Annotated in this window: 25 protein-coding genes and 1 tRNA gene; 10 read left to right on the top strand and 16 right to left on the bottom strand. The window is 62.1% G+C overall.

What is annotated here, in order from left to right; all coding sequences use genetic code 11:
• The first annotated feature begins 20 nt into the window (after positions 1-20).
• Together ACKFRX_RS05265 and ACKFRX_RS05260 are read left to right on the top strand one after the other, a co-directional pair.
• Positions 21-230: a helix-turn-helix transcriptional regulator gene (locus ACKFRX_RS05265; protein ID WP_225747157.1), complete on the top strand. Its 210-nt coding sequence runs from the start codon at positions 21-23 to the stop codon at positions 228-230.
• Complete coding sequence (locus tag ACKFRX_RS05260; RefSeq protein WP_150851695.1) at positions 223-705, top strand: transcriptional regulator; 483 nt, start codon at positions 223-225, stop codon at positions 703-705. The genes ACKFRX_RS05265 and ACKFRX_RS05260 overlap by 8 nt, the downstream gene beginning before the upstream one ends.
• A 221-nt stretch (positions 706-926) precedes the next feature.
• Here the strand turns inward: ACKFRX_RS05260 and ACKFRX_RS05255 are convergent, their stop codons facing one another.
• Genes ACKFRX_RS05255 through ACKFRX_RS05225 form a run of 7 tightly spaced genes read right to left on the bottom strand, consistent with a single transcriptional unit; the run spans position 927 to position 6689 of the window.
• On the bottom strand, positions 927-1490 hold the full coding sequence (locus ACKFRX_RS05255) for a GtrA family protein (RefSeq protein WP_236882713.1): 564 nt from the start codon (positions 1488-1490) through the stop codon (positions 927-929).
• A 30-nt stretch (positions 1491-1520) separates the two neighbouring features.
• The gene (locus ACKFRX_RS05250) at positions 1521-2396 is read right to left on the bottom strand and encodes a pseudouridine synthase (RefSeq protein ID WP_408928223.1); all 876 of its coding nucleotides are present in this window, start codon (positions 2394-2396) and stop codon (positions 1521-1523) included.
• The gene (dapC, locus tag ACKFRX_RS05245; RefSeq protein ID WP_269953319.1) at positions 2353-3441 is read right to left on the bottom strand and encodes a succinyldiaminopimelate transaminase; all 1089 of its coding nucleotides are present in this window, start codon (positions 3439-3441) and stop codon (positions 2353-2355) included. The genes ACKFRX_RS05250 and dapC overlap by 44 nt, the downstream gene beginning before the upstream one ends.
• 3 nt (positions 3442-3444) lie before the next feature.
• On the bottom strand, positions 3445-3768 hold the full coding sequence (gene fdxA, locus ACKFRX_RS05240) for a ferredoxin (RefSeq protein WP_005327491.1): 324 nt from the start codon (positions 3766-3768) through the stop codon (positions 3445-3447).
• Between the two features lie 53 nt (positions 3769-3821).
• A complete protein-coding gene (locus ACKFRX_RS05235) occupies positions 3822-4199 on the bottom strand; it encodes a hypothetical protein (RefSeq protein ID WP_198492828.1) in 378 nt (125 codons plus the stop codon).
• Positions 4199-5068, bottom strand: a complete 870-nt coding sequence (locus ACKFRX_RS05230; RefSeq protein WP_408928222.1) for a PIG-L family deacetylase — start codon at positions 5066-5068, stop codon at positions 4199-4201. Before ACKFRX_RS05230 ends, ACKFRX_RS05235 begins: the two co-directional genes overlap by 1 nt.
• A complete protein-coding gene (locus ACKFRX_RS05225; RefSeq protein WP_408928221.1) occupies positions 5058-6689 on the bottom strand; it encodes an ABC transporter family substrate-binding protein in 1632 nt (543 codons plus the stop codon). Before ACKFRX_RS05225 ends, ACKFRX_RS05230 begins: the two co-directional genes overlap by 11 nt.
• Positions 6690-6778: 89 nt before the next feature.
• Here ACKFRX_RS05225 and ACKFRX_RS05220 point away from each other — a divergent pair, with 89 nt between their 5' ends.
• Positions 6779-7441, top strand: coding sequence for a GPP34 family phosphoprotein (locus ACKFRX_RS05220; RefSeq protein ID WP_179386316.1), 663 nt, complete (start codon positions 6779-6781; stop codon positions 7439-7441).
• 11 nt (positions 7442-7452) lie between these two features.
• Here ACKFRX_RS05220 and typA read toward each other — a convergent pair whose 3' ends face one another.
• Positions 7453-9363 (bottom strand): translational GTPase TypA, encoded by a 1911-nt coding sequence (typA, locus tag ACKFRX_RS05215; RefSeq protein ID WP_179386315.1) that lies wholly within the window; start codon positions 9361-9363, stop codon positions 7453-7455.
• A 275-nt stretch (positions 9364-9638) separates the two neighbouring features.
• On the opposite strand from typA, the gene ACKFRX_RS05210 reads away from it, so the two are divergent.
• The 3 genes from ACKFRX_RS05210 to ACKFRX_RS05200 are packed head-to-tail and all read left to right on the top strand — an operon-like array spanning position 9639 to position 11855.
• Positions 9639-10367 carry a hypothetical protein gene (locus ACKFRX_RS05210; protein ID WP_408928220.1) on the top strand — a complete coding sequence of 243 codons (729 nt, stop codon included), beginning with the start codon at positions 9639-9641 and terminating at the stop codon, positions 10365-10367.
• On the top strand, positions 10368-10904 hold the full coding sequence (locus tag ACKFRX_RS05205; protein ID WP_005323560.1) for a DUF402 domain-containing protein: 537 nt from the start codon (positions 10368-10370) through the stop codon (positions 10902-10904). It begins immediately after the preceding gene.
• A gap of 3 nt (positions 10905-10907) precedes the next feature.
• Entirely contained in the window at positions 10908-11855 is a 948-nt protein-coding gene (locus tag ACKFRX_RS05200) for a DUF808 domain-containing protein (RefSeq protein WP_408928219.1), read from the top strand.
• Between the two features lie 28 nt (positions 11856-11883).
• On the opposite strand, the gene zupT is transcribed toward ACKFRX_RS05200, so the two are convergent.
• Positions 11884-12681: a zinc transporter ZupT gene (gene zupT, locus ACKFRX_RS05195; protein ID WP_005323563.1), complete on the bottom strand. Its 798-nt coding sequence runs from the start codon at positions 12679-12681 to the stop codon at positions 11884-11886.
• Positions 12682-12715: 34 nt separating this feature from the next.
• Positions 12716-14653: a BCCT family transporter gene (locus ACKFRX_RS05190; protein ID WP_408919006.1), complete on the bottom strand. Its 1938-nt coding sequence runs from the start codon at positions 14651-14653 to the stop codon at positions 12716-12718.
• A gap of 194 nt (positions 14654-14847) precedes the next feature.
• Here ACKFRX_RS05190 and ACKFRX_RS05185 point away from each other — a divergent pair, with 194 nt between their 5' ends.
• Positions 14848-15933, top strand: coding sequence for a hypothetical protein (locus ACKFRX_RS05185; RefSeq protein WP_408919007.1), 1086 nt, complete (start codon positions 14848-14850; stop codon positions 15931-15933).
• A gap of 26 nt (positions 15934-15959) precedes the next feature.
• On the opposite strand, the gene selB is transcribed toward ACKFRX_RS05185, so the two are convergent.
• From selB to ACKFRX_RS05170, 3 genes are all read right to left on the bottom strand, one after another.
• The gene (selB, locus tag ACKFRX_RS05180) at positions 15960-17732 is read right to left on the bottom strand and encodes a selenocysteine-specific translation elongation factor (protein ID WP_408919008.1); all 1773 of its coding nucleotides are present in this window, start codon (positions 17730-17732) and stop codon (positions 15960-15962) included.
• The gene (gene selA / locus ACKFRX_RS05175) at positions 17733-19049 is read right to left on the bottom strand and encodes an L-seryl-tRNA(Sec) selenium transferase (protein ID WP_408928218.1); all 1317 of its coding nucleotides are present in this window, start codon (positions 19047-19049) and stop codon (positions 17733-17735) included.
• 25 nt (positions 19050-19074) lie between these two features.
• Positions 19075-19169, bottom strand: a tRNA-Sec gene (locus ACKFRX_RS05170).
• Between the two features lie 213 nt (positions 19170-19382).
• On the opposite strand from ACKFRX_RS05170, the gene ACKFRX_RS05165 reads away from it, so the two are divergent.
• The 3 genes from ACKFRX_RS05165 to ACKFRX_RS05155 all read left to right on the top strand — a co-directional run bounded on the left by ACKFRX_RS05165 (position 19383) and on the right by ACKFRX_RS05155 (position 21179).
• Entirely contained in the window at positions 19383-19940 is a 558-nt protein-coding gene (locus ACKFRX_RS05165; protein WP_408928217.1) for a hypothetical protein, read from the top strand.
• Between the two features lie 12 nt (positions 19941-19952).
• Positions 19953-20936 carry a selenide, water dikinase SelD gene (gene selD / locus ACKFRX_RS05160; RefSeq protein WP_316981643.1) on the top strand — a complete coding sequence of 328 codons (984 nt, stop codon included), beginning with the start codon at positions 19953-19955 and terminating at the stop codon, positions 20934-20936.
• Between the two features lie 63 nt (positions 20937-20999).
• A complete protein-coding gene (locus ACKFRX_RS05155; protein WP_250410243.1) occupies positions 21000-21179 on the top strand; it encodes a hypothetical protein in 180 nt (59 codons plus the stop codon).
• On the opposite strand, the gene nrfD is transcribed toward ACKFRX_RS05155, so the two are convergent.
• From nrfD to fdnG, 3 genes are read right to left on the bottom strand one after another with little or no spacing between them, the layout of a single operon-like run.
• Positions 21176-22291: an NrfD/PsrC family molybdoenzyme membrane anchor subunit gene (gene nrfD / locus ACKFRX_RS05150; protein WP_250410242.1), complete on the bottom strand. Its 1116-nt coding sequence runs from the start codon at positions 22289-22291 to the stop codon at positions 21176-21178. The genes ACKFRX_RS05155 and nrfD overlap by 4 nt on opposite strands.
• Positions 22288-23346: a 4Fe-4S dicluster domain-containing protein gene (locus ACKFRX_RS05145; protein ID WP_179386305.1), complete on the bottom strand. Its 1059-nt coding sequence runs from the start codon at positions 23344-23346 to the stop codon at positions 22288-22290. Before ACKFRX_RS05145 ends, nrfD begins: the two co-directional genes overlap by 4 nt.
• Entirely contained in the window at positions 23347-26613 is a 3267-nt protein-coding gene (fdnG, locus tag ACKFRX_RS05140; protein ID WP_408928216.1) for a formate dehydrogenase-N subunit alpha, read from the bottom strand.
• Between the last annotated feature and the right edge of the window lie 29 nt (positions 26614-26642).

Raw genomic sequence — 26642 nt, 5'->3', positions numbered from 1 at the left:
CACAGAGTAAAGGAGTCCAGATGGCCGACCACCCCAACATGGTCCGCAAATGGCGCCGCTGGCTCGAATTATCACAAGCCGAACTCGCTGAAAAAGCCGGCGTCTCCCGCCAGACCATCGCCAATATCGAACGGGGCAATTACTCCCCTTCCGTGCACCTCGCGCTGGACATTTGCCACGAACTAGGAAAAACCGTCGAAGAAATCTTTGGAGCCGAACAACATGATTAACGCCATTGCCAACTACTCCCTCAATGAAATCGAGCGCGCCACTCGCGATGAATTCGAACGCGACACGCTCTATAAAGCCTGCGCAATTGGCATCACTCTCATCCCATTCCTCGAGCTCGTCGTCGCCGCAATCCTCGCCTGGGTCCTCCCCGGCCGAATGAGCATGCTGTGCTTCCTCGCGCTCGTACCATCCATCCTCGGCAATTCCATCGGCACCGCGTGGATGCGCCAACGCGTCGCCACCCCACCAGTGGGCCGAAATTGGACCGCAATGGCCGTCTACTTCATCCCGCTCATTGCCATGTTCGCCGGCATTGCCTATAACGCCTACGCGCCTGCCGACGGCCACAGCCCCGCCTCTTACCTCCTCGGCACCGCCGTCGGTGTTATCGCCGTCCTCATCCTCACCCCCTTCATTCGTCGCCGCCAGCACCGTCGCGACCAGGCTCGCCTCGATGCCGAGCTCGAAGACTAATCCCCCTCCCGCCCCTTCCCTCCACCCGCCCTTCGCGCTCACCGCGGACGGCGGGTTCTCGCGTTTTTCTTCCCCAGTGAGCGCGTGGGGAGGTACCGCCCCCTCGCGCTCACCGGCAGCTAGAAAAAGCCCCATCGCCGTGCGCTGGTGAGCGCGAAGGGCGGTGGGGCGAAAGGCGATGGGCCAAGGAGCGAGGCGGATGAGGCCGGCCCGGAACCTGGCTAGGCAGGTTCAGTTTCGTGGACGACCTGAGGCGTCTTCGGCTTCGATCGGAAGGTCCACAGCTTGTTAATGACGAAGTTGATGGGCATGGCCACGATGATGGAAATCGCATTTGCCCAGTAGTACATCGTGCGCAGGCCGGTGGAATCATCCAAAATATCGGCCGGTAGATGGAGCGGAGAGGTGGGATTCATCAGCAGGTGCTGAATCGCCATCGATACCAAGAAAGCACCAATACCAGCGAGCAAGAAGGGGAAGAATCCGCGAATCCAGGACACCTTCGACACTGACTTGAAGGTCCACATGCGGTTGAGCTGGTAGTTCCAGGTATTCGCGACCAAGAAAGCGATGGTGGAATACAGCATGAACCAGCGCAGGTGAAATTGGGTTCCGAAGAGGTTGACCAGCGGGTCATTGGGCATCGCTTCGAAGCATGCCCAGCCCCACTTCTTCGCTAGGACCGAGGTGATGAGGTTAACCGCGGTGCCGGAACCGCCAACGATGCCGAATTTGAGAAACTGCCCAAAATTGGACACAAAGCGCGCGACGCTGAGGTCTGCCATGGGCCGCCTTTCTAGCCAGTGATTAAATAACTACTCGATTGTAGTTCTTAAGGCCTGGGAACTGAAAAATTGACGCTCGGAATGTGATAGAGGATCTATAAAAGTTATAGCCTCGTGGAGCAGGGCGAGCGGAGTTCGGAAATCATAGAGGTCGAGCTCGCGCGGGGTGGGATAGGTATCGTCGCCAAGCAGCGGGTGGCCGAGGTGATTGAGCAGCACGCGCAGCTGGTGGGTATGGCCGGTGCGCGGCCACATGGTCACCTCCCGGCCGGCCGCGCGCACGTACGTGGAGGTGAGCGTGCCCTTGGAAGCGACGAGCACCTGGCGCGCCCCGCGGGGCTTGCGCATGCGCAGGGTGATTTCCCGGTCCACGAAAAGCGGCTGCTTGACGACGCCCCGATACCTCTTCACCGCACTCCCCTCCAGGAAGATGCGCTGGTAGTCGGCGCGGGTTGCGGGATTGCGGGAGCAGATGACGAGGCCAGCGGTCAGGCGGTCCAAGCGGTGCAGGGGTACGATGTCGTCTTCGCCGAAATCCACGCGGAGGCGGGTTTGCAGCGTTTCGTGCTGGAGGCGGCCGTTGGTGGTCGTGGGCAGGAAGTGCGGCTTATCGGCCACGATGAGATCGCTGTCGGCGTGGACCACGGAGTAGTCGAAAGGAATCGGGCGCTCCGGCGGCACCGCAGGGTGGTACCAGGCGGGCACGGGATGCGGGAGTGCGCCCCCGGGCGGCAGCACGGTGCCGGGCGAAAAGGGAGAGTCGCCGGCACGGGCGGCGAAGTACTCCCCTTCCTCGGGCACGCGGCCGCGCAGGACCGTTTTGCGCGGCGAAATGCCCGCGCGGGCGGGAGGCCTACCGGAATTAGGCACCGGCGAGGCGGTCCACGGCGGCATCGATGCGCTCATCGGTGCCATTGAGGCCGATGCGCACGTGCTTCTCGCCGGCCGGGCCGTAGAAGTCACCCGGGGCCGCGAGGATGCCCCGCTCGGCAAGCCAGTCGATGGTCTCGCGGCAATTCTCGCCCCGGGTGGCCCACAGGTACAGGCCGGCATCGGAGTGGTCGATGGTAAAGCCGGCGTCGACAAGCGCGTGCATAAGCACCGCACGGCGGGAAGCGTAGCGGTTGCGCTGGAGGGCCTCGGTGTCGTCGTCGTTGAGCGCGGCGACCATGGCGGCTTGGATGGGACCGGGAACGATGAGGCCGGCGTGCTTGCGCAGCTGAAGCAGCTCGGCGATGAGATCGTTATCGCCCGCGAAGAAGCCGGCGCGGTAAGAGGCCATATTCGCGGTCTTGGACAGCGAATGCATGGCAATGAGCCCGGTGTTATCGCCATCGGTCACGCGCGGATCGAGGATGGATACCGGTGGGTTATCGTCGTTCCAGCCCAAGCTCATATAGCACTCATCGGAGGCGATGATGGCGCCGGTCTCGCGCGCCCACGCCACGATGCGGCGCAGCTCCTCCACGCCGAGCACGCGGCCGGTGGGATTGGACGGCGAATTCAAAAAGACCAGGGAGGCATCCTGGAAATCGGAATCCGCGCGCAGCGGCGTGGCGCCGGCGAGCAGGGCGCCCACCTCATAGGTGGGATAGGCCACCGAGGGGAAGGCGACGGTCTCGCCGCGCATGCCCAAAAGCGTGGGCAGCCAGGCGATGGCCTCCTTGGTGCCGACCACCGGCAGGACGCGGTCAACCTGCATGTTATAGCGGCGAGTGAGCGCGGCGGCGATGGCCTCGCGCAGCTCCGGGGTGCCGGCGGTCTGCGGGTAACCAGGGTTCTGCGCGGCTGCGGTCAACGCGAGCTGCACGCCTGGGGACACAGGGTCCACGGGGTTGCCCACCGAGAGGTCAACGATTCCACCCGGGTGGGCCTGGGCCTTCTTCTTGGCGCCGGCCAGCGAATCCCAGGGGAAGTCTGGAAGCGTCTTTCCTAGCGGTGTGCGTGCCATGTCTTACTCCTGATTCTGTGGTGGAAGCGCGGCAATCATCGGGACGTCAAAGTCCTGCGGGCCGAGGGCCGCCGCGCCGCCCGGGGAGCCCAGGTCATCGAAGAAGGCGGCGTTGGCGTCGTTGTAGTCCAGCCACTCATCGGGAACGTCATCCTCGTAGAAGATGGCCTCGACCGGGCAAGCCGGCTCGCAGGCGCCGCAGTCCACGCACTCATCCGGGTGGATGTAGAGCATGCGCTTGCCCTCGTAGATGCAGTCAACAGGGCATTCCTCAACGCAGCCGCGGTCCATTACGTCAACGCAAGGCTGTGCGATCGTATAAGTCATGGAGATTCCTTGAAGCTTCCTGATTTCTCGGATTTGGGATGCTTAACAGTATGTCACTTCTGCTTGAAAAATGGCCAAACGCCCCCGCCAATCCCGGCCAAAAGCAGGAGCAGGCTGAGAATATTATTGGCCAAGAGCATGTCTCCTGTCATCGGTACGAGGAGCATGAAGGCAAAAAAGCCCAGGCACCAGACGATGAGCGGGATGGCGCCGACCATCGGCGCGGGGCTCCATAGCCGGGCGGTGCGGGTGAGCACGGAGTTGAACCACCACGCAAGCAAGATGGTGATGGGAAAAGCCACACTCGCCCCATTGGATAGCGGAATGCGGGCGGTGAGGTAGATGACCTCGAGGAAGACCGACAGCAAGGCGCCGATGGCCAGCCACACTAGCCCGGTGACCTGCTCGCCGCGGCTATAATCCGTGCGCATTACAGGCCGCCCAGCAGGTCATCGGCCGGCTCGCCCTGGCCCAGCTGGAAGTACTCGGCGCGCAGCAACGGCATGACCAGCAGGTTGGATAGACCGTAGGCTCCGGGCACGTGCTCGGGTTTATGCAGCGCGGCCACGGCGGCCTCGGGGTTGGTGCGGGTGGTGGAGCCATCGGCCACCCAGATTTGGGAGGCGTGGGCGCGCATGGCGCTCCGCTTGGCGTCAAGGGCGGCGTCGGAAAGAGCGACGGTGACATCCGCGCCCTCGTTGGTGAAATTGTCCAAGTACTCCTGGCTGGGCTTGGTCCACCCGGCCGGCGCATCGAGGGTGTCCAGGCCGGCATAGTTGGCGGCGCGTTCAAAAATGCCGTACCAAATGCGCGTGCTTGGCGACGCCGCCTTCATCACCGCCTCATGCACCGCAATGTGGTCCGGGTGCCCGTAGCCGCCATCGGGCCCGTAGGTGAGGATGGCGTGGGGCTGGATGGCCTCAAGCTCGTCGCTCAGGAAATCGGCCGCCTCCTCGATGCGATTGACCAGCGCACGCGGGTTCTCGTGCGAGGGAGAGCCCGCCATATCGGAGTCATGGAAGTGGCCGAAACCGCCCAGCTGGATCCCCTTGACGCCCAGGGCATCGAGGGCATTGGCCAATTCGCGGGCGCGGAAACCGCCCAGCTGATCGTGATCGGCCAGGCCTTGGTAAGGCTCGCCGATGACCTCGCCGTCCTCGCCCAAGGTAAGCGTAATGACGATAACCTCGGCACCGCGTGCGGCCAGAGTTGCCAGGGTGCCACCCATAAAGAGGGTTTCATCATCCGGGTGGGCGTGCACTGCCACCACGCGGTAGCCGGTTAAGTCCTTAGTCTTCATCTATCCTCCAGCGGGGCGCGGTGATAAGACCCTCGTCCCAATCATCAATGCTTTGGCCGGGGCCTACAATACCCTCCCCGAGCGCGTGGATACGTGTCTCATCCACCAAAGGCACGTAGAGGGCCTCCTTAGAGTTCACATCGCGAATGCGTCCGAGCGCTTCCTTCGGGCTCATGGCGCCGGACAAAATCTCCTCGCGAATCTCATCCGCGTTCTCCGGGCAGATTCCGGACAGGTCGCCGGCGAGCGGCTGCTTGTCATCGCAGCTGAAAATATTCGCCGCGGACACCGAGTTCAGGGAGATATCCTCCCAGGTCACCACCGCATCTACCTCGCCTTCGGGCAGGAGCTTAGAGGTGATCGTGGTCAGGCGCTCGGACACCACCTCGGCACCGATCCCGTGGGCTTCGAGGACGTCATAAAGAGTATTGGCCGCGGCCAAGGCCGTGGGGCTGGTGGGGTCTACCGCAAAGCGAATCGGCTTCTTACTAGCGCGGGTGCGCAGCGCAGTGAGATCCGCGTCCTTACTTATAGGGTTGTTCCCCGGCTCAAGGTTGGAAGCGCGGCCGGTGGCCAAGCGCGCGACCTGGTCCGTATCAATCAGCGAGGCCAATCCGCGGCGCGCTTCCTTTTCTTCCAGTGCTCCATCCGCGGTGGACATGTGCAGGCGCAGTTGACGCGGGCGGGTCAGGGCTTTATCGGAAACATGCGCTAAAAGGCCCAGTGCCTCCAGGGAGGTTTGATCCGGAGTAAAGTCCGCGAAACCAATCTGCCCGGAGCGCAGCATATTGAGCGCCTGGCTGCTATCGCGTACCTCGCGCAGCTGAATGACATCCACCTGGGCCGGATTAGCGCCCCAGAAGCGGTCGTTGCGGTTCAAGGTAATGACTCCGCGGCCGCGGTCCACGCTGTCGACGAGGAAGCGCCCGGCCGATGCCGGAATCTTATCGGCCAAGGCGGAGCCAAAGTTATCGTCCTGCAGCAGGTGGGAAGGCAGCAAGTTATGGAAAAGCAGGTGCCAATCTTTCACCTTCTGGGAAAAGTCCACGGTGACTACGCGGCCGCCATCGGAGGTATTGACGGCCGATATGGCGTGGTAGCCGGCGGGATCGCGCACACCAGCGGTGGTGGTCATCTGCTTCCACAGGTAGCTAAAGTCCGCACCGGAAATGGGTGTGCCATCGGACCATTGTGCGGGCGAGGCAATGACGTAGCGCACTCGCTGCGCCACGCCCTTAGGAGCGGTGACCTCAGAGGCGGATTCGAGGATATCGGCGTCCCTTTGCCCATTGTGGAACGCCGAGGGCAGCACCAGTTCTGCAATCTGGTCGACCAGCTCGGAGTTATTGGCCACCAGGTGCGGGTTCAATCCCGCGCGCAAGGGGTCCACGCCCACCGAGATGGTGGGGCGCTTGGCGGAGTCGGCATCCTGCGGTTGCTCTTCTTCCGGGGTAGGCGTGGTGGTGGTCTGATCTTCTTGCAGCACGGAGGCATTGTCCTCCACCACCGGTGGTGGGCCGGGGTTAGCCGCGCAGGCGCTAAGTAGTGCAAGGCTGGCGGTGCTGAGTACCGCTGCGATTGCCGACGCCGCGCGCCTTGGTGAAGCCGGATTCTTTTTCATCGCGGACTACTTTAGTCCCTCTACCCCGCCGAAACGAAGATTATTGGCGCTAGACTCGGCCATAGACCGCAACTTTTAAGGAGTCCACAATGCTCATCTGCCAAGAAATGTTCCTTCTCCTGACCAAGGACAACGGCAAGCAGGAAGACTGGGTGTCCAATAATGAGGCCGCTCTGCGCGCCACCGTACTCACGGACCTGCTGCTGGGCGGGCACGTAGAGCTCGGTGAGAAAAAGAAGGTAGAGACCACTCCACAGCGCCCAGAGCACCCCGTGTTGGCGTGGGCTTGGGAGGAGCTGCAGCAGCACAAGGCCACCAGCATGCAGAGCCTGTTGGAGGCTTCGTGGTTTACCCCGCGGGAAATCATCGCCTTGGATTTCCACGCGAATGGACAGCTCGACGTGGAAAAAGCCAAGTGGTGGCAAATAAGCGGCGACCGCTACATCATGACGGACTTGGAGCTGGAAAAGGAACTGCGCGAGCGGTTGGTTGCAGTCTTAGAGGCGCAGCGGCCAGCCGAGGTCAATGACGTCATCATCCTCGATATCCTCCGCGAGGTCAGCGGCGCCTATACCCTGCTGAAAAACGATGCGGAGGGAATGAAGCGCCGCGAGATGCGGGCGCGCATTCAGGAAATCAAAGAAGAGGTCGAGTACGACAAAACCGCCTCCTCAGCGGTCAAGGCCGTAGTTGAGGAGGCGGCAGCGGTTGCGGCGATGGTGGCCACGACAGCGGCAATCACCACCACCTAGGGTGCGGCTTTTTACTTATTCATCTGCTTCTTGCGAGCAGCAGCACGCTTGCGGTCGGTAGCGGAAAGCTCTACCTTGCGCACGCGCAGGACGTCTGGGGCGACCTCGACGCACTCGTCGTTGCCACAGAATTCCAGCGCCTCTTCCAGGGAGAGGGTGTGTGCCTTAGCAAGGGTGACCGTGGCATCCGCGGTGGCGGAGCGCATATTGGTCAGCTTCTTTTCCTTGGTGATGTTGATGTCAATATCCTCATCGCGGTTATTGGCACCAACGACCATGCCCTCATAAGCCTCAGCACCCGGCTCGACGAAGAAGTTGCCGCGGTCAGCCAGCTGCATCAACGCGTACTGGGTGATCTGGCCGGTGCGGTCAGCCACCAGGGAGCCGGTTGGGCGGGACTTGATCTCGCCGGCCCAGACATCTAGGCCGTCAGAAATGGAGTTAGCGATGCCGGCACCGCGGGTCTCGGTCATGAACTGGGTGCGGAAGCCGATGAGACCGCGGGCAGGAACGCGGAAGATCATGCGTACCCAGTCGCCCTCGCGCACGTCCATGGCCTGCATCTGGCCCTTGCGGGAGGCCAGCAGCTGGGTGATAGCACCCTGGTGCTCGGACGGGGAGTCAATGGTGAGGATCTCGTACGGCTCGTAGGTCTTGCCGTCGATCTCCTTGGTCACAACCTGCGGCTTGCCGATGGTCAGCTCGAAGCCCTCGCGACGCATGGACTCGATGAGCACGGACAGCGCCATTTCGCCACGGCCCTGGACCTCCCAAGCGTCGGGACGCTCGGTAGGCAGCACGCGCAGCGAAACGTTACCGATGAGCTCCTGCTCCAGACGGGCCTTGACCATACGTGCGGTGAGCTTATCGCCGCCGCCCTGGCCTGCCATCGGGGAAGTATTAACGCCGATGGTCATGGAGATGGCCGGCTCGTCCACGGTGATGCGTGGCAGGGCCTCAGGGTGTTCCGGATCGGCGATGGTGTCACCAATCATGACGTCAGAAATGCCGGAGATCGCCACGATGTCACCGGCGATGGCTTCCTCGGCCGGCTGACGCTCGAAGCCGACGGTGCGCAGCAGCTCGGCGACCTTTACGGTCTTGGTGTGCTGATTGCCATCCTCGTCGTAGTGGATCCAGGCCACCTGCTGGCCCTTCTTGATGCGGCCAGCGTAGATACGCAGCAGCGCGATACGGCCTAGGAAGTCGGAGGCGTCCAGGTTGGTCACGTGCGCCTGCAGCGGGGCGTCGACGGTAGCGGAAGGCTCTGGGAGGACGTTGTAGATGACGTCGAAAAGCGGCTGCAGATCCTCGCCCTCAGGGACGTTGCCATCGCCTGGGTTCTCGGTGGAGGCAACGCCGGCGCGGCCGGAAGCGTAGAGAACCGGAAGGTCCAGCAGCTCCTCGGCGGCGGCCGCAGCTTCCTCGTCCTCCAGGCCGGCGGCGATTTCCAGCAGCAGGTCCTGAGACTCGGAGACAACTTCGTCGATGCGGGCATCCGGGCGGTCAGTCTTGTTCACGCAGATGATAACCGGCAGCTTGGCTTCCAGTGCCTTGGTAAGCACGAAGCGGGTCTGCGGCAGCGGGCCCTCGGAGGCATCGACGAGCAAGACAACGCCATCCACCATGGAAATACCGCGCTCAACCTCGCCACCGAAGTCGGCGTGGCCCGGGGTGTCGATGACGTTAATGATCAGGTCCTGGCCGTCCTTGCCCAGGCCCTTGCGGTGAATGGCCGTGTTCTTGGCCAGAATGGTAATGCCGCGCTCGCGCTCCTGATCATTGGAGTCCATGACGCGGTCCGTGTGTTCACCGTGGTCACCAAAGGCGCCGGACTGCTCCAGCATGCCGTTGACCAGGGTGGTCTTGCCATGGTCAACGTGCGCGACGATGGCAACATTACGGAACTCGGTATTACTCACTAGTGGGGTTCTCCTTCGGAGGATCTACAGCGCTTGCGCGCGCGAAATTGATCTTGAACGAGCTCCCACGATACCCCCTTAAAGGGCCAAGTGCAGCATTGGGGATGGCTTTACCCCGTAACGCACCGTATAGGGAGAGCGAAAACTCTTATAGATTGCCAAAATACTTGACACCGCCCTTGCCATCACTATCGTTACTGTAGGTAATATTGTTACAAATGTGACAACTGGGGTTTAACTCCCCTTCCCGAGACCGCACCCAAGGAATTGATAACGTGAGCCACGCCCGCACCACCTGGCGCCTGTCCGGCCGCACCGGTTATATCGCCGCTGCCACGGCCGCGCTCATCGGCCTCGCCTCTCCCCTCGTCGCCCCAGCGCAGGCTTCCGCACCAGATCTTTCTTCCTTGGTGCAGCAGGCATCCTCCCATAGCCCGCTGGACGAGCTCGGCCGCCCCAATCAGGAAACCCAGGACCGCATCCGCGCTTTTGCGGCACAACCTTGGATTCCCGAGGATGTTCGCAACGCCATCTTGTCGGGCCTCGCATTCTTCGCCGGCGGCGGCAATGGCAAGGGCGGCGTAGCCATGCCAGAGGGCAATAACCCGAACTTCCGCCAGTTCTACTGGCCCACAGTTTCCGCACACTGCATTGGCGGCACCAGCGATGCCATGGGCTCGGCCATCGCCGTTCCTGGCCCCACCGAAATGCCGGCACCGGGCGCAAAGCCTGGCGAAACCGTCTTCCTCTTCACCGCCCTCGGCACCCCACCTGCCGCGCGCGAACAAGGCAGGATGAACGTGCAGTGGTTCAACCTTGACACCCTGCGCAGCGGCGTCACCCCACTGAATAACAACGGCATCAATCAAGACGGCCCTACCACCTTGTCCGGCACCGCCCAGACTGGCAAGGGCACCGTCATCGCACTGCTTTCTGGCGGCGTAAACACCCAGGAATCCCGCTGCAATTTCGCCCCAACCGCCGCCTTCCTTGAGGTGAAGTAGATGCCGGCGGATCTCCATCCGGTCAAGCGCGAGACCTTTAATACCGCCGAGTACACCAATACCGACCCCAAGGGTTTCCTGCGCGAGGTCGACACGTACACCGAGACGGATTTCGGCCTCTACATGGCTCGCGGCGCCGATCACCCGCGCTTTGGCTACCTGGAATCGTGGCTGCTGCCCGATCTCAACCTGCGTGCCAATATCTTCCATTTCCGCCCTGGTGTAGACGTCCACCAGGACTTCTATATTGATGTGGCCGAAATCCAACGCGATGGCGCGGTGTGGACCACCCGCGATCTTTATGTGGATCTTGTTGCCACGCGCGGCGAGCCCATTTCCGTGCTCGATATTGATGAACTCTCTGCCGCAACCTCCGCCGGTTTGATTTCCGCCGAGGACGCCGAGAAGGCGATCGACACCACACTTGCCGCGGTCGAGGGCATTACTCGCAGCGGTGATGATGCGATGGCTTGGCTGGCGCATCAGGGGATACACTTAACGTGGTCCGATAACATCACCTTAACCCCAGAAGGATAATTTATGGCCGGTGGCCTTTTTGCCCTGCTTGACGACGTCGCCCTGATCGCCCGCTCCGCTGCCTCTAGCGTTGACGATGTGGCCGCCCTTGCGGGCAAGACCTCCGTGAAGGCCGCAGGTGTGGTAGTCGATGATGCTGCCGTAACCCCACAATACGTGGAGGGAATCAAGCCCCAGCGCGAGTTGCCGATGATCTGGCGCATTACCAAGGGCTCGCTCATCAATAAGCTCGTAATCATCTTGCCCATCGCCATGATCCTCTCTTGGATCGCGCCGTGGGCGCTCACGCCCATCTTGATGTGCGGCGGTACCTATCTATGCTTTGAAGGCGCGGAAAAAATCCTGCATCACCTTCTTCCCCACCGAGAGAAGGAAACTGAATCAGTCCAGGAAAAGGGCGCAGACGCCGAAGATAGCTTGGTCAAGTCCGCTATCACCACGGATCTCATTTTGTCTGCCGAGATCATGGTCATTTCCTTGAATGAGGTCATCGACCAGCCATTCTGGATGCGCCTGGGTGCCCTCATCTTCGTCGGCATCTTGCTGACCCTGGGTGTCTACGGCGCCGTAGGCCTCTTGGTCAAGATGGACGATATTGGCATGGCCCTCAATAAGCGCCACAATGGCAACTCCACCATCGGCACCGCTCTGGTCAAGGGCATGCCGGTCGTACTCGATATCATCGGCGTCATCGGTACCGCCGCCATGCTGTGGGTAGGCGGCCACATCGTAGTCAAAGGCCTGCACGAGTTCGGCATGGATCAGCCCCACGAATTCATCGCGTCCACGACCGAGAATATCTCCAATGGCGCCCTGGCATGGCTGGCAGATACCGGCATGTCCATGGTCTGCGGCCTGGTACTGGGCGTAGTCGTTGCCACCATCGTGATGGCGGTCAAGGCCTCCTTTGGCAAGACCTCGGCCACCTCCGCCCAGCCGGCGGAGGCTTAAGACACCGTAGCCCGGCTGCATAGCCGTCTTACATAAATAACATCAGTGAAACCGCCATCACGGCCATGCCGGCAATCAGGCCGTAGATGGCGTGATGGTGCTCGCCGGTCTCCTCCGCGGTGGGCAATAGCTCATCCAGCGAGATGAAGACCATAATGCCGGCGATGGCGGCGAAGCTAATGCCCATCGTCGCCGGCCCAATAACCGGCAAGAGAAGGCCGAAGCCGATGAGCGCGCCGAGCGGCTCGGCCAGGCCAGACAAGGTGGCCCACCAAAAGGCCTTCTTGCGGGAGCCAGTGGCCTCGCGCAGCGGAACAGCCACCGCAATGCCTTCCGGGATATTGTGAATGGCGATGGCCACCGCCACCGGCACCGCAACTTCCTTAGAATCCAGGCCGGATAGGAAGGTGGCAAACCCCTCGGGGAAATTATGCAGGCCCAGCGCGCAGGCGGTAAATACGCCGGTTTTCATTAGCTTTTTGCGGCGGGCCTCTTCGGCCGTGGTGGCCGGCTCATGGGGGTTAATCTCCTCCGGCACGAGCCGGTCAATGATGGCGATGACGGCGATGCCAGCAAAGAACGCCCCGACGGCGGCCCAGGTGCCGGTGGTTTCCTCGCCGAGGGCGTCGGAAAGCTGCGCAATGCCTTCCGGCAGGATCTCCATAAAGGAGACATACAGCATCACGCCGGCCGAAAGCCCCAGTGCAGCGGCCATAAAAGCCGGCCCCGGCTCGCGCCTTCCCACCGCCAAAGCGCCGCCAATCGAGGTCGATAGACCCGACAGCAGCACCAAGGCGAAGGCAAAGGCAAAGGTACTAAAAGTCATAGCTGGCACCCTACCAGCCAATAATTGTCAAGTATTAATTTTCTTCCTTATCTTCCGGTACCGGAGAGATGAACTCGCCATTCTTGATAGATGGATCGTTGTCCACATACTCGCCTGCCTCATAGTCATAGCCCACGGCGCGGCCCTCTTCGTCCGTGCGCGCGTACCAATCGGTCACCTCTGCTGCAGTGGAGTTAAAGTGCGCGCCCGTTGCGTAGTCGCCGTCTGTCGGCTCGATAGACAGGGCAAAGTTATCGCCATAATCGCGCACGCCCCGCACGATCGCATTAGAGACCGCTTCGTCCTCGTAGAAATGACGGATGGAGGCAGGATCATGGCGCAGCTCGCGCACCAACGCGATGCACATGAGCACGATGATGACCGCGAAAGGCAAAGCCGTCACCGTAATAAGGTTCTGCAGGCCCTGCAGCGCATTACGGCCACCGGCAAGCAAAATGACCACGGCAATGCCAGCCATACATACCACCCAAAAGACCGTTACTGCCGGGTTGGGCTTGGGGTTGCCGCGCTGGGTGAGCTGCGAGTTCACAATGGATGCGGAGTCAGCCGTGGTAATGAAGAAGACCACCAGCATGATGATGACGATGGGCGCCATCCACTCCGCTCCTGGGAAGTGGTCCAAGACCTTGAAGAAGATGTCTTCTGCCGCCGGCATGGAATCAATAGTGCCATCTGAGGCGATATCGCCATCGCGGCGCTGCAACCAAATGGTGGTACCGCCCAGGATGGTAAAAGCGGCAACAATGATGGCCGAGGGAATAAGCAACACACCGAGCACGAACTGGCGGATGGTTCGCCCGCGCGAAATCTTGGCTACGAAGACGCCCACGAATGGCGACCAGGATACCCACCACGCCCAGTAGAAGGTGGTCCAAGAGGACAGGAAGGCCACCATGTCTTCGCCCTCGCCCATGTTGGCAGAGAGCATCTGCGGCATTTCATCGAGATATTCAATCACCACGGCCGGCAGCATATTGGCCAAGAAGGCGGTCGGCCCCACGACGAAGAAGAACAGGGCCAGTGCCATGGCCAGCACCAGATTGATATTGGAGAGCCACCGAATGCCCTTGGCCACGCCGGAGACGGCCGAGAAGATCGTTCCGATGGACAGTACCACGATGATTACCAGCGCCGCGGCATTGCCGGTGGTAGACCAGCCGCTAACCAATTCCACGCCGCGGCCGATCTGCAGCGCACCGATGCCCAGCGTGGCGGCGGTGCCGAAGAGAGTGGCAATAATGGCCAGGCCATCGATGATGCGCGCGGGCAGGGAGTCAGTGGAGCGATTGCCAAAGAGCGGCATCAGGATGGAGCTCATCAGCGGCACGCGGCCGCGGCGGAAGGACACGTAGGCCACGCACAGGCCCACGATGGCGTAAATCGCCCAGGCATTAATGCCCCAGTGCATGGCTGCCTGCGCCATGGCGCCCAGCACCGCTTCATCGCTCGCGGCCTCATAAGCGCCTGGGCGCGGCGAAAGGTAGTAGCTCAGCGGCTCGAAGGGGCCGAAGAAGATAATGCCGATGCCAATGCCGGCACCAAAGAGCATCGCCGCCCAGCTCACCGTAGAAAATTCCGGCTTCTCCCCATCTAGCCCGAGAGGGATTTTGCCGTACTTTGAAAAAGCCAAGATGATGAGCAAAAACATCAGGAACGTCGCCAGGGCGGTAAAGATCCAGCCCAAGTTGCGCATCACCCAATCGAGCGCTGCCGAAGAAGCATCGAAGACCTGCTCGGGCGCAATCACACCCCAGATTACGAAGGCGACGACCAGTCCGCCGACCACAAAGAGGATCGGTTTATCCACGCCGTACTTGACCTTCTGGTCCTCAATGGAGACGCCCGGTACCAGCGCGGGGTGGATATTATGCGGGTACATAATGTCCTTTAAGATGCGCTTGGCGTTGCGGGTACGCTTTTTGCTTTCCTCCGAGCTATTTACCCCACGCACAGGGCGGGATGAGGAAGACGATGAAGAAGAGATGGTTCTACTCCTATTCTGTTTTCCGGGTTTCACTTTTAAGAGAGCTGTCTATACATTAATAAAAACTCGCAGGATATAAAGCTGGCGCCAGCCCTATCCCCCGTATGCGTAAAATGAGCTACGCATTGTTTACCGGCCTTTCACTTTGGGAGTGACTTTCTATGGCGCTTTACCCGCTCGCGACTAGTTACTTCGGCGTGGAGCATGTTGCGGTCCTCGAGCACCCAGTAGTGGGCACCGCGTTGAGCATCCCCGGCGTGGCAAAGCACGCTGCGCTTGTCGACGTCTCCCTAGAACCCGATACCTACACCAACGGCTGGCGCGTTCGCTCGGACTTCGGCTTCTTAGGTTTTCTGGACGAGGTCGAGGCAGCGGAGTATCCCGCCTTGGAGCGCTTAAAGGCCTCCTCCGCACAGCCGCAGACGATCGCCACCGTGGAAGTAGTAGACGGCGAGGTTGAGGTTGCCGTGTCACTGGGCCTGTGGCCGTGGATGGTGCCGGTCAACGACCAAACGCAAGGAACCGCACTGCTCTCCGGTGGGCAAGGCGTGCTCATCGATGCCGCCGCCGGCGACCTATCGCCCGCCCAGCTGGAGAGCATGGGCACGCAGCAATTCTTCGTCACGCTGGAAGACCTTGCCGGCACCGCAGTGGCCACCTGCGACGATATGGTGCTCGGCCCCATCGGCGACATTCCTGCGTTCCCCGGCCTGCGCGCCGCTTTCGCCGCGGCCAGCGGCTCTGGAGCGGGGCTTTCCGCCCGCGCCTATGCGAGCCACGGCATGCTTGCCGTCGATATCCCCGCCGATGAGGCCACCACCGCGGAGCTCTTCTCCCCCGCTGTTCCACCGCTGCGCGTGCCCGCGCCACAACCTGCGATTCCCACTGCTGCGCCCGCAGCCACACCGGCTCAACCCGAGGTCTGGGAGCACACGCTTGCCGGCGAGGCCATCGTGACGGCGCTGCCCACCGGCTCACGCCGCCCGAAAGGGCCACAGGCCCAGCCGCCTGCACCCGCTGAGCCAGATGCGCCAGCTCAGCAGCACAATGAGCAATCACAACAACCGCAGGCCAGTGCCAAGCTGGCGGAGTTGGTCTCTTCCATCCCGGGCGAGCAGAATTTCAGCTGGCGTGCGCTCCCAGTTGCCGAAGAACCGGGCCGCTTTTCCTCCGAATCCGCGCGCGTGCGAGCCCGGCGCGTGGCCCGCGAAACCACTCACCATCGCGGAGGCAATCACCGCAAATAGATGCGACGACCGGCCACAGGGGCTCGTTAGCGCAGGGTGCGTTGACCCCCGTCGCCGCGGCGAGTAATCCGCTGGGCGTCGAGGTATTCCAGCAGCGGGATGGCTACCCGCCGCGTGGTGCCCAGCGCTTTACGGGCTGCCGAGAGCGTAAAGGGCTGCTCCAGTTCGGCAAGCCGCCGGCGCGCTTCCTCCGGCGCCGAGGGCAAGAGCACGATTCCCTGCTTGAGGCGCAGAAGACGCCCGGCGCGCTCGGCGGCGGCAAGCTCCTTGGGGCCCAAGCCCAGCTCCGTGAGGTCATCTGCTTCGGGAGCCACAAAGGGTTCTGCCTTAAGCCTTTCCTCAATGGCAGCGACCCCGCGCTCCGCTGCGCCGAGGTCCGCCCGCTGCCCAGGAAGGCGCAGCACTCCCTCGCTGCTTTCCGCCTTCGCAGCGGCGATGGCAAGGCCCAGCAAGCCTTCTTCTTGCAGGCCGAGGGCGTCCATGGCCGCCTTGCGCGGCATTCCCGGTGCCAGGGGATGTGCGGCGGTGTGGGCATGCAGGGCGTCGATAAGCGATTGCTTCCACCGCGTAACTTGGGAGGCGGCAATCCACCAGTCGCGGAAGGCGATAATGCCTTGCGGCGGCGCTGCGGTAGTAAAGCCATCGCGGGCTAGGTCATCCCTGCGGGCGAAGCCGACGCGGCGCAGGTAGGAGGCAGGATCGCGGAATGAGTGCTGGGCACTGAGCTCTTCTGCGCGGCGGCGGGCGGCACCGCGCCGGTTAAGTTCCGGCGGGCGCAGGTCTACTGCCTCTACGCCGGCGACGACGTGCCGGCCGCCGGGGCTACGCACTACGAAGCGATCAAGGAGCTGCAACGGCAACGCATGCGCCAGGCTGATGCGCGCGAACTCGGCAGACAGGGGACGAAGGTAGGCCTCTACCCCGGCGGTACCGGTGTGCACGACGAGGTTATCGGGCAGCCCATCGAGCTCCGCGCCAAAGGTGCGGCGGACATCAAGGTGGTCCACCAGGCGCCACGCACCCGGGGTAAGCAGCACGTCGCCGCGGTGGATATCGGTGGCATCTGCCCCACGCAGGTTGACGGCCGCGCGAGTGACGGGGCCAAGTGAATCCTGCGCGCGGTTTTCACTATGCAGGCCGCGGACTTCCACGTCCTTTTCTCCACCAGTCGTGGCCACCGTGAGGCTATCGCCCACGCGGAGGGTGCCGACGGCAAGCGTTCCGGTCACCACGGTGCCCGCGCCCTTTACGCTAAAGGCGCGGTCCACCCACAGGCGCACGGGTGCCTGCGCATCGGGAACGGGCGCAGCGGCAAGAACCTTATCGAGCGCCTGCCGCAGCGCCGCAATGCCGTCGCCGGTTGGGGCGGATACGGGGATAATGGGGGCGTCGGCAAGCGGGGTGTCGGCCAGCTGCGTCCGGATTTCTGCGGTGCGGTCCACGGTGGCGCGGTCGCTGCGAGTGAGCGCAATAATGCCGTGCTCTACTCCCAGCGCGCGCAAGGCATCGCGGTGGTCGGTGGACTGGGCCTGCCATCCCTCATCGGCCGCGACCACAAAGAGGACCACCGGGGCCGGGCCCACGCCAGCGAGCATATTGCCTAGGAATTTTTCATGGCCGGGCACATCTACGAAAGCCACATCCGCGCCAGAAGGCAGCGTGGTCCAGGCAAACCCCAAATCAATGGTGAGCCCGCGGCGCTTTTCTTCCTCCCAGCGGTCCGGGTCCATCTCCGTAAGAGCCCGCACCAGGGTGGACTTGCCGTGATCCACATGACCGGCAGTGGCGACGACGTACACCTATCCCACCGCCTTAATAGCGGCAATAACCGCGGCGTCGTGGTGGGCGGGAACGCAGCGAATATCCACCAAGCAGCGGCCCTGATGCACGCGGCCTACCACGGGCGGGGCCTGGCGGCGCAGCGCGTCCGCATAGCGCTCGGGCAGGCTCACCGCGAAGCCCGGCAGCGGGTATTCAGGCGCCCCGCCACCGCCCACGCGGCCATCATGAGACACCACTTCTGCCCCAACTGCCTGCGCGATGGCTTCCGTGCGCTCGCGGTGGGTTTGGGGATCGAGGTGGAGGGCGTCCTGCACCGCATTCGAGGGCGTTGAAATGGCCGCCTCCAGCGCGTTGAGGCGCAGCTTATCTATGCGCACCGCACGCGCCAGCGGATGCTTCTTCACCGCGGCAATCGCCTCCTGGGTGCCGAGCAAGATTCCTGCCTGCGGGCCACCGAGAAGCTTATCGCCGGAGGCTATGACGATATCGGCGCCGGCGCGCAGCTGGGCCTGGATATCTGGTTCCTCTGGCAGCGCTGGGTCATGGGTGAGCAGGCCGGAGCCCAAGTCCACGATGAGCCGCGTATCGTGCTCCACCGCTAGGCGGTGCAGATCCTCTACCCCGACTGCGGAGGTAAACCCCTCGATGCGGAAATTGGAAGGATGCACCTTCAAGATGGCGCCGGTGTTATCGCCCAGCGCGCATTCATAATCGGCCAGGTGCGTGCGATTCGTCGCGCCTACTTCCTTGAGGCGCGTGGCCGTGGACTCGATGAGCTCCGGCAGGCGAAAACCAGCTCCTATCTCAATGAGCTCGCCGCGCGAGATGATGACCTCTTTGCCGGGAGCGAGCGCAGCGGTAGCCAGCAGCAAGGCGCTAGCGCCGTTATTGACCACGAGGGCATCTTCTGCACCGGGGCAGGCCGCGAGCAGTGCGGCCCTGGCGCCGGCACCGCGATTTCTGGATCGCTTGCCCGAGTCCAGGTCCATTTCCACATCCGTATAGGAGGCAGCGGCCTGCAGGGCCTCTACCGCGGCGCTGGGAAGCGGGGCACGCCCTAGGTTCGTATGAATGATGACGCCGGTGGCGTTAATGACCGGCTGCAAGGAATGCGCTGTCTTTTGTTCCAGGCGCTGCGCAATTTCTGCGGGTATATCGCTGACCGGCAGCTGGCCGCGGCGCGCTTGGGTGACTACGCCCTGGATAATCGCGCGGATGGCGTGCTCGGCTAGGCGCTGGCGCGCGGATTCTACTTCCGGCAGCTGGAGCAGCTCGTCCATGCGGGGAATATTCCTGCGGGGATCCGGGCTGGCAGCAGGCGTGGGCGTGGGCACTGTGGCATTCCTCCTTGCGCGCGGGTGGCGGAGACGGACAGGAATCGAACCTGCCAGACCGAGATGCTCGGCCTCACCGGTTTTGAAGACCGGGGCGCCCACCAGGACACGTACGCCTCCGTGTGCTCACCTTACACGGGGGAAGAAATTTCCCGGGATTCTCCGTACAATTAACGTTTTTCTAAGATTCAGGCTAAGATTCTACTTATGTTCCTATCAGGTTTAAGGCGGCGAGAGATTGGCCGGCGCGCGGGCGCCGGTTGCATACTCGGCTTCGCCCTTCTCGCCACCGCGTGCTCCCCTGCCACTTCCCCACCTGCGGAGTCCCCCAACATGACCCGACCAGAGGTGGAGTCGCAGCAGCTGGAAGCCTTCACCGAGGACGCAGCCGGCGCCCCACATGGCTTCACTGCCACCGAGCCTGGCACCCACTTGCGCTATGGCGAGACGGCCTCCGTCCTCACAGAATCTCGCGAGGGAAATATAAGTTATTTTAAGGTTCGGGTAGATGCCCCACGCCTCGCTGACAACATCCGCCCTACCGGCTCTTCGGAAGACTTCACCCTCCCCGAGTCCGCCTCCACCATTTGTTTCCCAGTATCGCTGACGTACCTCGGAGCAGTGGATACCTCCGCACCGACCTCCCTTCCAGACCTCGCACCAGCTACAGCTGATGGCTCGCGCGCCAATGAGGTGCCCAACTCCGCCGCGGCAAGCTGCCCATATAGCCAGGTCCCTGCGATACCCAAGGTGGGCCAGACCTATCGCACCGCACTGGTTTCCTTTACAGAACCTGCCCATGCGGCAAGCAATCCCCACGGGGCACAGTTCCACTTCCACGTGCCCTCCTTCAACCGCCTCGACCGCGCGGAGGCAATTTCCTGGGGCTAGTAAAATGGCGCTATGACCCAAGATATTAAGCTCACCTCTTTCGCAGCTGGTGGCGGCTGCGCCTGCAAGATCCCCGCTGGGCAGCTGGAATCCGCCGTCGAAGGCCTCATTGGCAAGGCCGACCCCAACGTGCTGGTCGGCTTGGACGATGGCGATGATGCCGCAGCCGTAAAGATTCAAGATGGCCTGGCGGTTATCTCCACCGCGGACTTTTTCACTCCCATGCTCAATGACCCCTATGACTGGGGGCGGGTGGCCGCGGCCAATGCGCTCTCTGATGTCTATGCCATGGGTGGCACCCCGGTTACCGCCATCAACCTGGTGGGCTGGCCCAATGAAAAGCTGGGCCTGGATGTGCTGCGCGAGGTCCTGCGCGGCGGCATGGATATAGCCACCGAGGCCGGCATCTCCGTAACAGGTGGGCATTCCATCACCGCGCCCGAGCCCCTGTACGGTATGGCAGCTACCGGCATCGTGGCCCCCGACAAGCTCATGCGCAACGACGCCGCCGAACCCGGCCTGCCCATCACCCTAACCAAGCCCATTGGCGTGGGCATCCTCAACAACAAGCACAAGGCCACCGGCGAGGTCTCCCAGGCCGCGGTCGATTCCATGACCACCTTGAACCGTGAGGCCGCCCGCGCCGCGGTGGAGGCGGGCGTGCGTGCCGCCACGGATGTCACCGGCTTCGGGTTGCTCGGCCACTTATACAAGCTGTGCCGGGCCTCCGGCATCGCCGCGGAGCTCGATTTTTCCGCCGTGCCCACCATCGAAGGCGCAAAGGAAGCGCTGGCAGAGGGCTTCATCCCCGGCGGCTCTCGCCGCAATCTCGACTGGGTGCGCCCACACCTCGATACCTCCTTGAGCGAGGAAGAGCTAGTGCTGCTTGCCGACGCCCAAACTTCCGGCGGCCTCCTCCTCATCGGCGAGGTTCCCGGCTACCCCGTCATCGGCCATACCACCGAGCGCACCGGCGATGCCTATATCAAGGCCTAAAGTGCAGCGAGGAACCCCCATCTCCTAGCCTTTGCCGCCACCTCCCCTGCGGCGGCAGGGCTGGTGGGGTGCTCGTCCGAGGGTGCACCCGTCTGCCCCGATGACTCCGACGAGGCGGCACAGCGCTGCTTAGAGCTGCTGAACTACTACCTCCACCGTGATGGCCGCGGCTCCGCGGCCGAGCAACAACGCATGGAAGACATCGGCGCGGAGCTCGCCCCCGCCCTGCAGGACCTGGACTAGTCCGGGCTCACCACATCGTGGTCGAGGCCCTGCTCGCGCCGGCGCTTTTCCGCCCGGCGCTTCTGCGGCCCGATGGTGGTCTCCGGGTTCTTCACCGATTCCAAGCCGGCGTTGAGCACGCCAAAGCGCGTGCACGCCGAGCCTGCCAAGAGCGATAGCCCCGCAGCCACCGAGACTGCCCGCGACTTCGTCACCGCAGCCACCGCGCTACCGAGGCCGCCTGCCGCGATGAAGTATTCCGAAGCCTTCATCAACGCGCCCGGCTTACCCTGGTGCAGAGCTTCGCGCGGCTCCGGCTCCATGCCTTCCTCCAGCACCTTGGTCGCTGCCAGATCACTTGCTGCAGCGGCCATGCCCAACACACGGGCCGGTCCCGCGTGCTCGACCGGAGTGGTCACCATAGCCAGGCCTGACGACGCCGCACCTGCCGAGGAAACGAAGACATACGGCAGGTGCTTTTTCATGTCATTCCACACCGGGTTCGAGGTATTGGACAGCAATACCGCGGTATAGCCTGCGAGCGGACCACCGAGTACACCCGCGACCGCGCCCGCCGGCCCGGCCGACTTCTTCAGCGCCGTGCGCACGAATTTCGGCAGCGGCAGCTTGTGGCCAGTCGCCGCGTCCACTTCCGCGGCGGCAGGCAGCGCGGCCGCGCTGGCAAAGCCCGACAAAATCCACGAGCCCATGGACATTGGCGAGGTCACCTTGAAGACGCGGAACATGTTCAATGCGCGTTCCGGGCGGCCCAAATCCAGAATCAAAAAGACCGATCCCACGGCCGCCGCGCCAAAGGCAGAGATCCGCGTGGTGCGACGCAGCGGCGCATTGCCCACGGCCTGTGCACCAGCGGCCAAGAGTCCCGAGCCACCGCTCACACCGCCCAGAAAGAAGTAGGCGCCGATAGGCCATTCCCACGGCGGAGCCTTCACCACAGGTCGGCCGTAGTAAGACGAGAACTCGAAGTCCTGCGCCATGCGCTCCTCTTTGGAGCCGTCCTGCGCACCCGCGCCTGGACGCTTCCGCTTCTTCTTCGGCTTCGTACCATCGAACTTCCGGTAGCGATTGCGGCGCTCCGGCTGCGGTGGACGGTATTCATCAAAGTTGCTCATTTGCGTCCCCCAATCAGGAAGGAACCGGCCACGGCCAGCGCCATGCCGCCGATAGCCTTGGCTGCGGTCTTATACATCTGCGGTAAATCGGCCGTCGGCACGCGCGGGTCCGGCGGCAAACCGTAGACCTCAGGTGAATCCAAAAGCAGGAAGATGGAGCCGGTTCCGCCCACGCCATCGTCCTGGTTGGCGCCGTAAAGGCGGGCCTCGGTAAGCCCTTGCTCGTGCAATACACGCACGCGTTCCTTGGCCGCGGCCACCATCTCCTCGTACGGGCCGAACTGAATGGAATCGGTAGGACAGGTCTTAGAACATGCTGGCTGCTCTCCCTGCTTCAGGCGGTCGTAGCACATGGTGCACTTTTGGGCCACACCCAAATTCTTAATCGGCATCGACTCGCCTGGCGTGTGGTCCGGCCCCTGCGGGGCAAGCTGCTTAAGCTTTTTCAGCACGTTCACGCCGGCATGGGAATTATCCACGTAATCCACCGTGGCCGTCTTGTCGTACTTCAGCGCCACACCGCCGTCATCGCGGCGCTCGATGACGCCAAACGGGCAGCCGGCCACGCAGGTACCGCAGCCATTGCACACATCATCTTGGACCACAACGGTGCCAAACTCGGTGCGGAACAGCGCGCCGGTAGGACACACGTCCAAGCAGCCCGCATGCGTGCAGTGCTTACACACGTCCGAGGACATGAGCCACCGGAACGTATCCGTATCCGGCGGGGTGGTATCAACCGACGGGGCCTGCGCCCCTACCGAAGGCATCCCTAAGGAAATGAGATTCTTGCCCTCCTCGCGGGCCTGCTCGATGCGGTCATTGTTTTGCTCCACAAAGGCCACGTGCCGCCAGGTATTTGCTCCCAGTGCGCCGGTGTTGTCATAGGAATCACCCGTGACGTCATAGCCTTCTACCGGGTTGCGGTTCCACTCCTTGCACGCCACCTCGCAGGCCTTACACCCGATACACACGGAAGTGTCGGTGAAAAAGGCCATGCGGCGGTACTTGTCGTAGCCATGCCGGCTGGCGTTTTCGGTCAGAAGATTTGTCATTTACTTACCTTCTTCGCTTTCCTCGCCCTTTTCGCCGTGCTCATCCGCATCCGCGGGCTGCTGCGGCTCTGGGTTATAGGTGAAGGAATCATCCACGGTGAGCAGATCATTGCCGGAATCCAGGTTCAGGTGCGCGCGCTTCTGATACTCCTTGAGCATCTCCACACGGGCCTCACCACGCGGGCGACGCCCCGGCTGGATATCACAAGCGCCGATCTTGGAATTCTGGATGAATACGTTCGGCTCCAACGTAAGGCCCAGCAAATCATTGGCACCATCGCCTGCAACGGCCGTGGAATCGGACTCGCCATAGTGATACGGCAGGCCGATCTGGTGGAACTCCTCGCCATTGATCTTCATCATCTGCATGCGGTCAGTGACCAAGACCTGTGCCTCAATCACGCCGCGCGGCGAGACGATGGTGGCCCACTTGCCGTTTTCCAAGCCACGCTTTTCTGCCAAGGCCTTATCGACCTCGCAGAAAAGGCCCGGCTGCAGCTCCGCCAAATACGGCAGGCGGCGCGACATCGCACCCGAGGTATACATCTCGGTGAGGCGATAGGTGGAAAAGACAAACGGGAACACCTCGGAGCCCGGCTCACCAGGTTCTGGGCGCGACAGGTTGTCTGGGCGCTTAATGGTCAGGCGCGTCGGTGACTGCTGCTGCTTGTACAGCACGTTGTGCACCGGGGACTCGTGCGGCTCATAGTGGGTAGGCAATGGGCCGTCGGAAAGCCCGGTCGGTGCAAAGAGCCAACCGCGGCCATCCGCCTGCATGATGAAGGCATCGGTGCCGTCGAGGGCGTCCGGGCCCACGGCGTCGACCGGAGCCTTGTAGTCCGGGGCCTTGGTAGCCGGGAAGTCCGGCACGTCATCGCCAACCCATTGACCCTGGTCAGCGTCCCACCACACATATTTCTTGCGTTCGGACCACGGAGTGCCGTCCGGCTTAGCCGAAGCACGGTTGTAGAGCAGGCGGCGGTTGGCCGGCCATACCCAACCCCACTCAGGAGCTACCTCGTTTTGCTCCGAACCCGGAACCTTGCGCGCGGACTGATTAATGCCGTCCTTAAACACGCCGGTGTAAATCCAGCAACCACCGGAGGTACTGCCATCGTTCTTCATCTCCACGAAGGCAGGCAAAAGCTCGCCCTTCTTCGGGCCCTCTAGGTAGTAGCCGTTGATCTCCTTGAGGACGTCCTCAGAATTCGGCTCGCCTTCCTCGGTTTCCACATAGTCCCACGTGACCTTCTGCAGAGGAATATCTCGCGGATCGGTGGAATCGCGCAGGCGTTCCTTAATCTTTTTGCCCAGCTGGTAGAAGAACCACAGGTCACTCTTGGCATCGCCTGGCGGCGGGGCTGCCTGGAAACGCCACTGCAACATGCGCTGCGTCTGGGTAAAGGTTCCTGCCTTTTCCACGTGGGTAGCCGCCGGCATCAAGAAGACCTCAGTGCCGATGTCTTCGGTCTTAAGCTCGCCGTTTTTAATCTCCGGCGAATCCTTCCAGAAAGAGGCGGTCTCAATCTCCTGGAAATCGCGTACGACCAGCCACTTCAGCGCCGCCAAGCCGCGGCGCTGCATGCCGCCATTGGACTGCGCGACGGCCGGGTTCTGGCCAAAGACAAAGTAGCCTTCCACCTGTTGATCCAACATGGCCATGAGCGTTTCATAGGTAGAATGCGCACCAGAAATGCGCGGCATGAGGTCATAGCCCCATCCATTGTCCTTGGTTGCCGCATCGCCCCAATAGGACTTCATCAGCGAGACTGCGTAGTTCTCACCAATCTGCCAGAAGCCCTTCTGCGACTCGTTACGGATTCCATCAACGAACTCTGGCCAGCTTTGCTTATCGACGCTCGGCATGGGCAAATACCCCGGCAACGAGTGGAACAACGTCGGGATATCGGTAGAGCCCTGAATCGAGGCGTGACCGCGCAACGCCATAATGCCCGAACCTGGGCGACCCACATTGCCGGTGAGAAGCTGCAAGATGGCGGCGGTACGAATGAACTGCGCACCCAGGGTGTGCTGGGTAAAGCCCAACGCATAGGCAAAGCAGGTGGTGCGATCCGGCGTAGAATTCTGCGCGATCGACTCCGCTAGGTAATAGAAGTCCTCCTGCGCAATACCGCAGGTCTCCTCCACTACCTCAGGCGTATAGCGCGCGTAGTGCCGCTTGAGAATCTGGAAAACCGAATTCGGATGCTCTAGCGTCTCATCGCGTTCCACATTCCACGACGCACCCTCCGGTTTCTGTACGTACTGCCACGAATCCGTGACGTACTTACCGGTCTCTGGGTCATAACCAGAGAACAGGCCGTCCAGATCTTCGGTGTCCTGGTAGTCCTCCGAGATGATCATCGGCGCATTGGTATACGCCACCACGTAGTCATGGAAGTACAGCTCGTTTTCCAGCAGGTAGTTAATGACTGCGCCCAAAAGCACCACGTCCGTGCCGCCGCGAATGCCAATGTGGCGATTCGCAAAGGCTGACGTGCGCGTATAGCGCGGATCCACGTGAATGATGCGGGCACCACGCTTCTTGGCTTCCACCACCCACTGGAATCCCACTGGGTGACACTCGGCCATGTTAGAACCCTCAATGACGATGCAGTCCGCATTCGCCATATCCTGCAGCGGTTGGGTTGCGCCGCCGCGGCCAAACGAAGTTCCTAGACTAGGAACGGTGGCGGAGTGTCATATGCGCGCCTGGTTCTCGAGCTGAATCGCACCAGCGGCGGTAAATAGCTTCTTGATGAGGTAATTTTCCTCATTATCCAAGGTCGCACCGCCCAAACCGGCGATGCCCATCGTGCGGTTGAGCACACGACCTTCATCGTCCACATCCTGCCAACCGTTGCGGCGGGCCTCCAAGAAACGATCCGCAATCATCTCCATCGCGGTATCTTCATCAAGGTCCTGCCACTCCGTAGAGTGCGGCGCACGGTACTTAATCTTGGTCAAGCGCGTAGCGGAGTTGATCAGCTGCTCCGACGCAGATCCCTTCGGGCACAGGCGCCCACGGGAAATAGGCGAATCCGGATCGCCCTCCACCTGGATGACGCGGTCATCTTTGACATATACGCGCTGCGAGCAACCAACCGCACAGTACGGGCACACCGACTGCACCACGCGGTCTGCTTCCACGGTGCGCCCATGCTTATCTTTACTCTTTTGAGACTGCGTATTGACGTCCCTGCCGAAGGGATCGCCACTGCGCAGCTGGCGCACAACCGGCCAGTTGAGAGGGCTAAAGCGAGACATGTCCTTTAATCTATATTTCACCGGTTAAA

Source organism: Corynebacterium tuberculostearicum, from assembly GCF_046097465.1.
Lineage (GTDB): Bacteria > Actinomycetota > Actinomycetes > Mycobacteriales > Mycobacteriaceae > Corynebacterium > Corynebacterium tuberculostearicum_I.
Note: the sequence above shows the minus strand (reverse complement) of the source record. Positions and strands in the feature narration are given on the sequence as shown.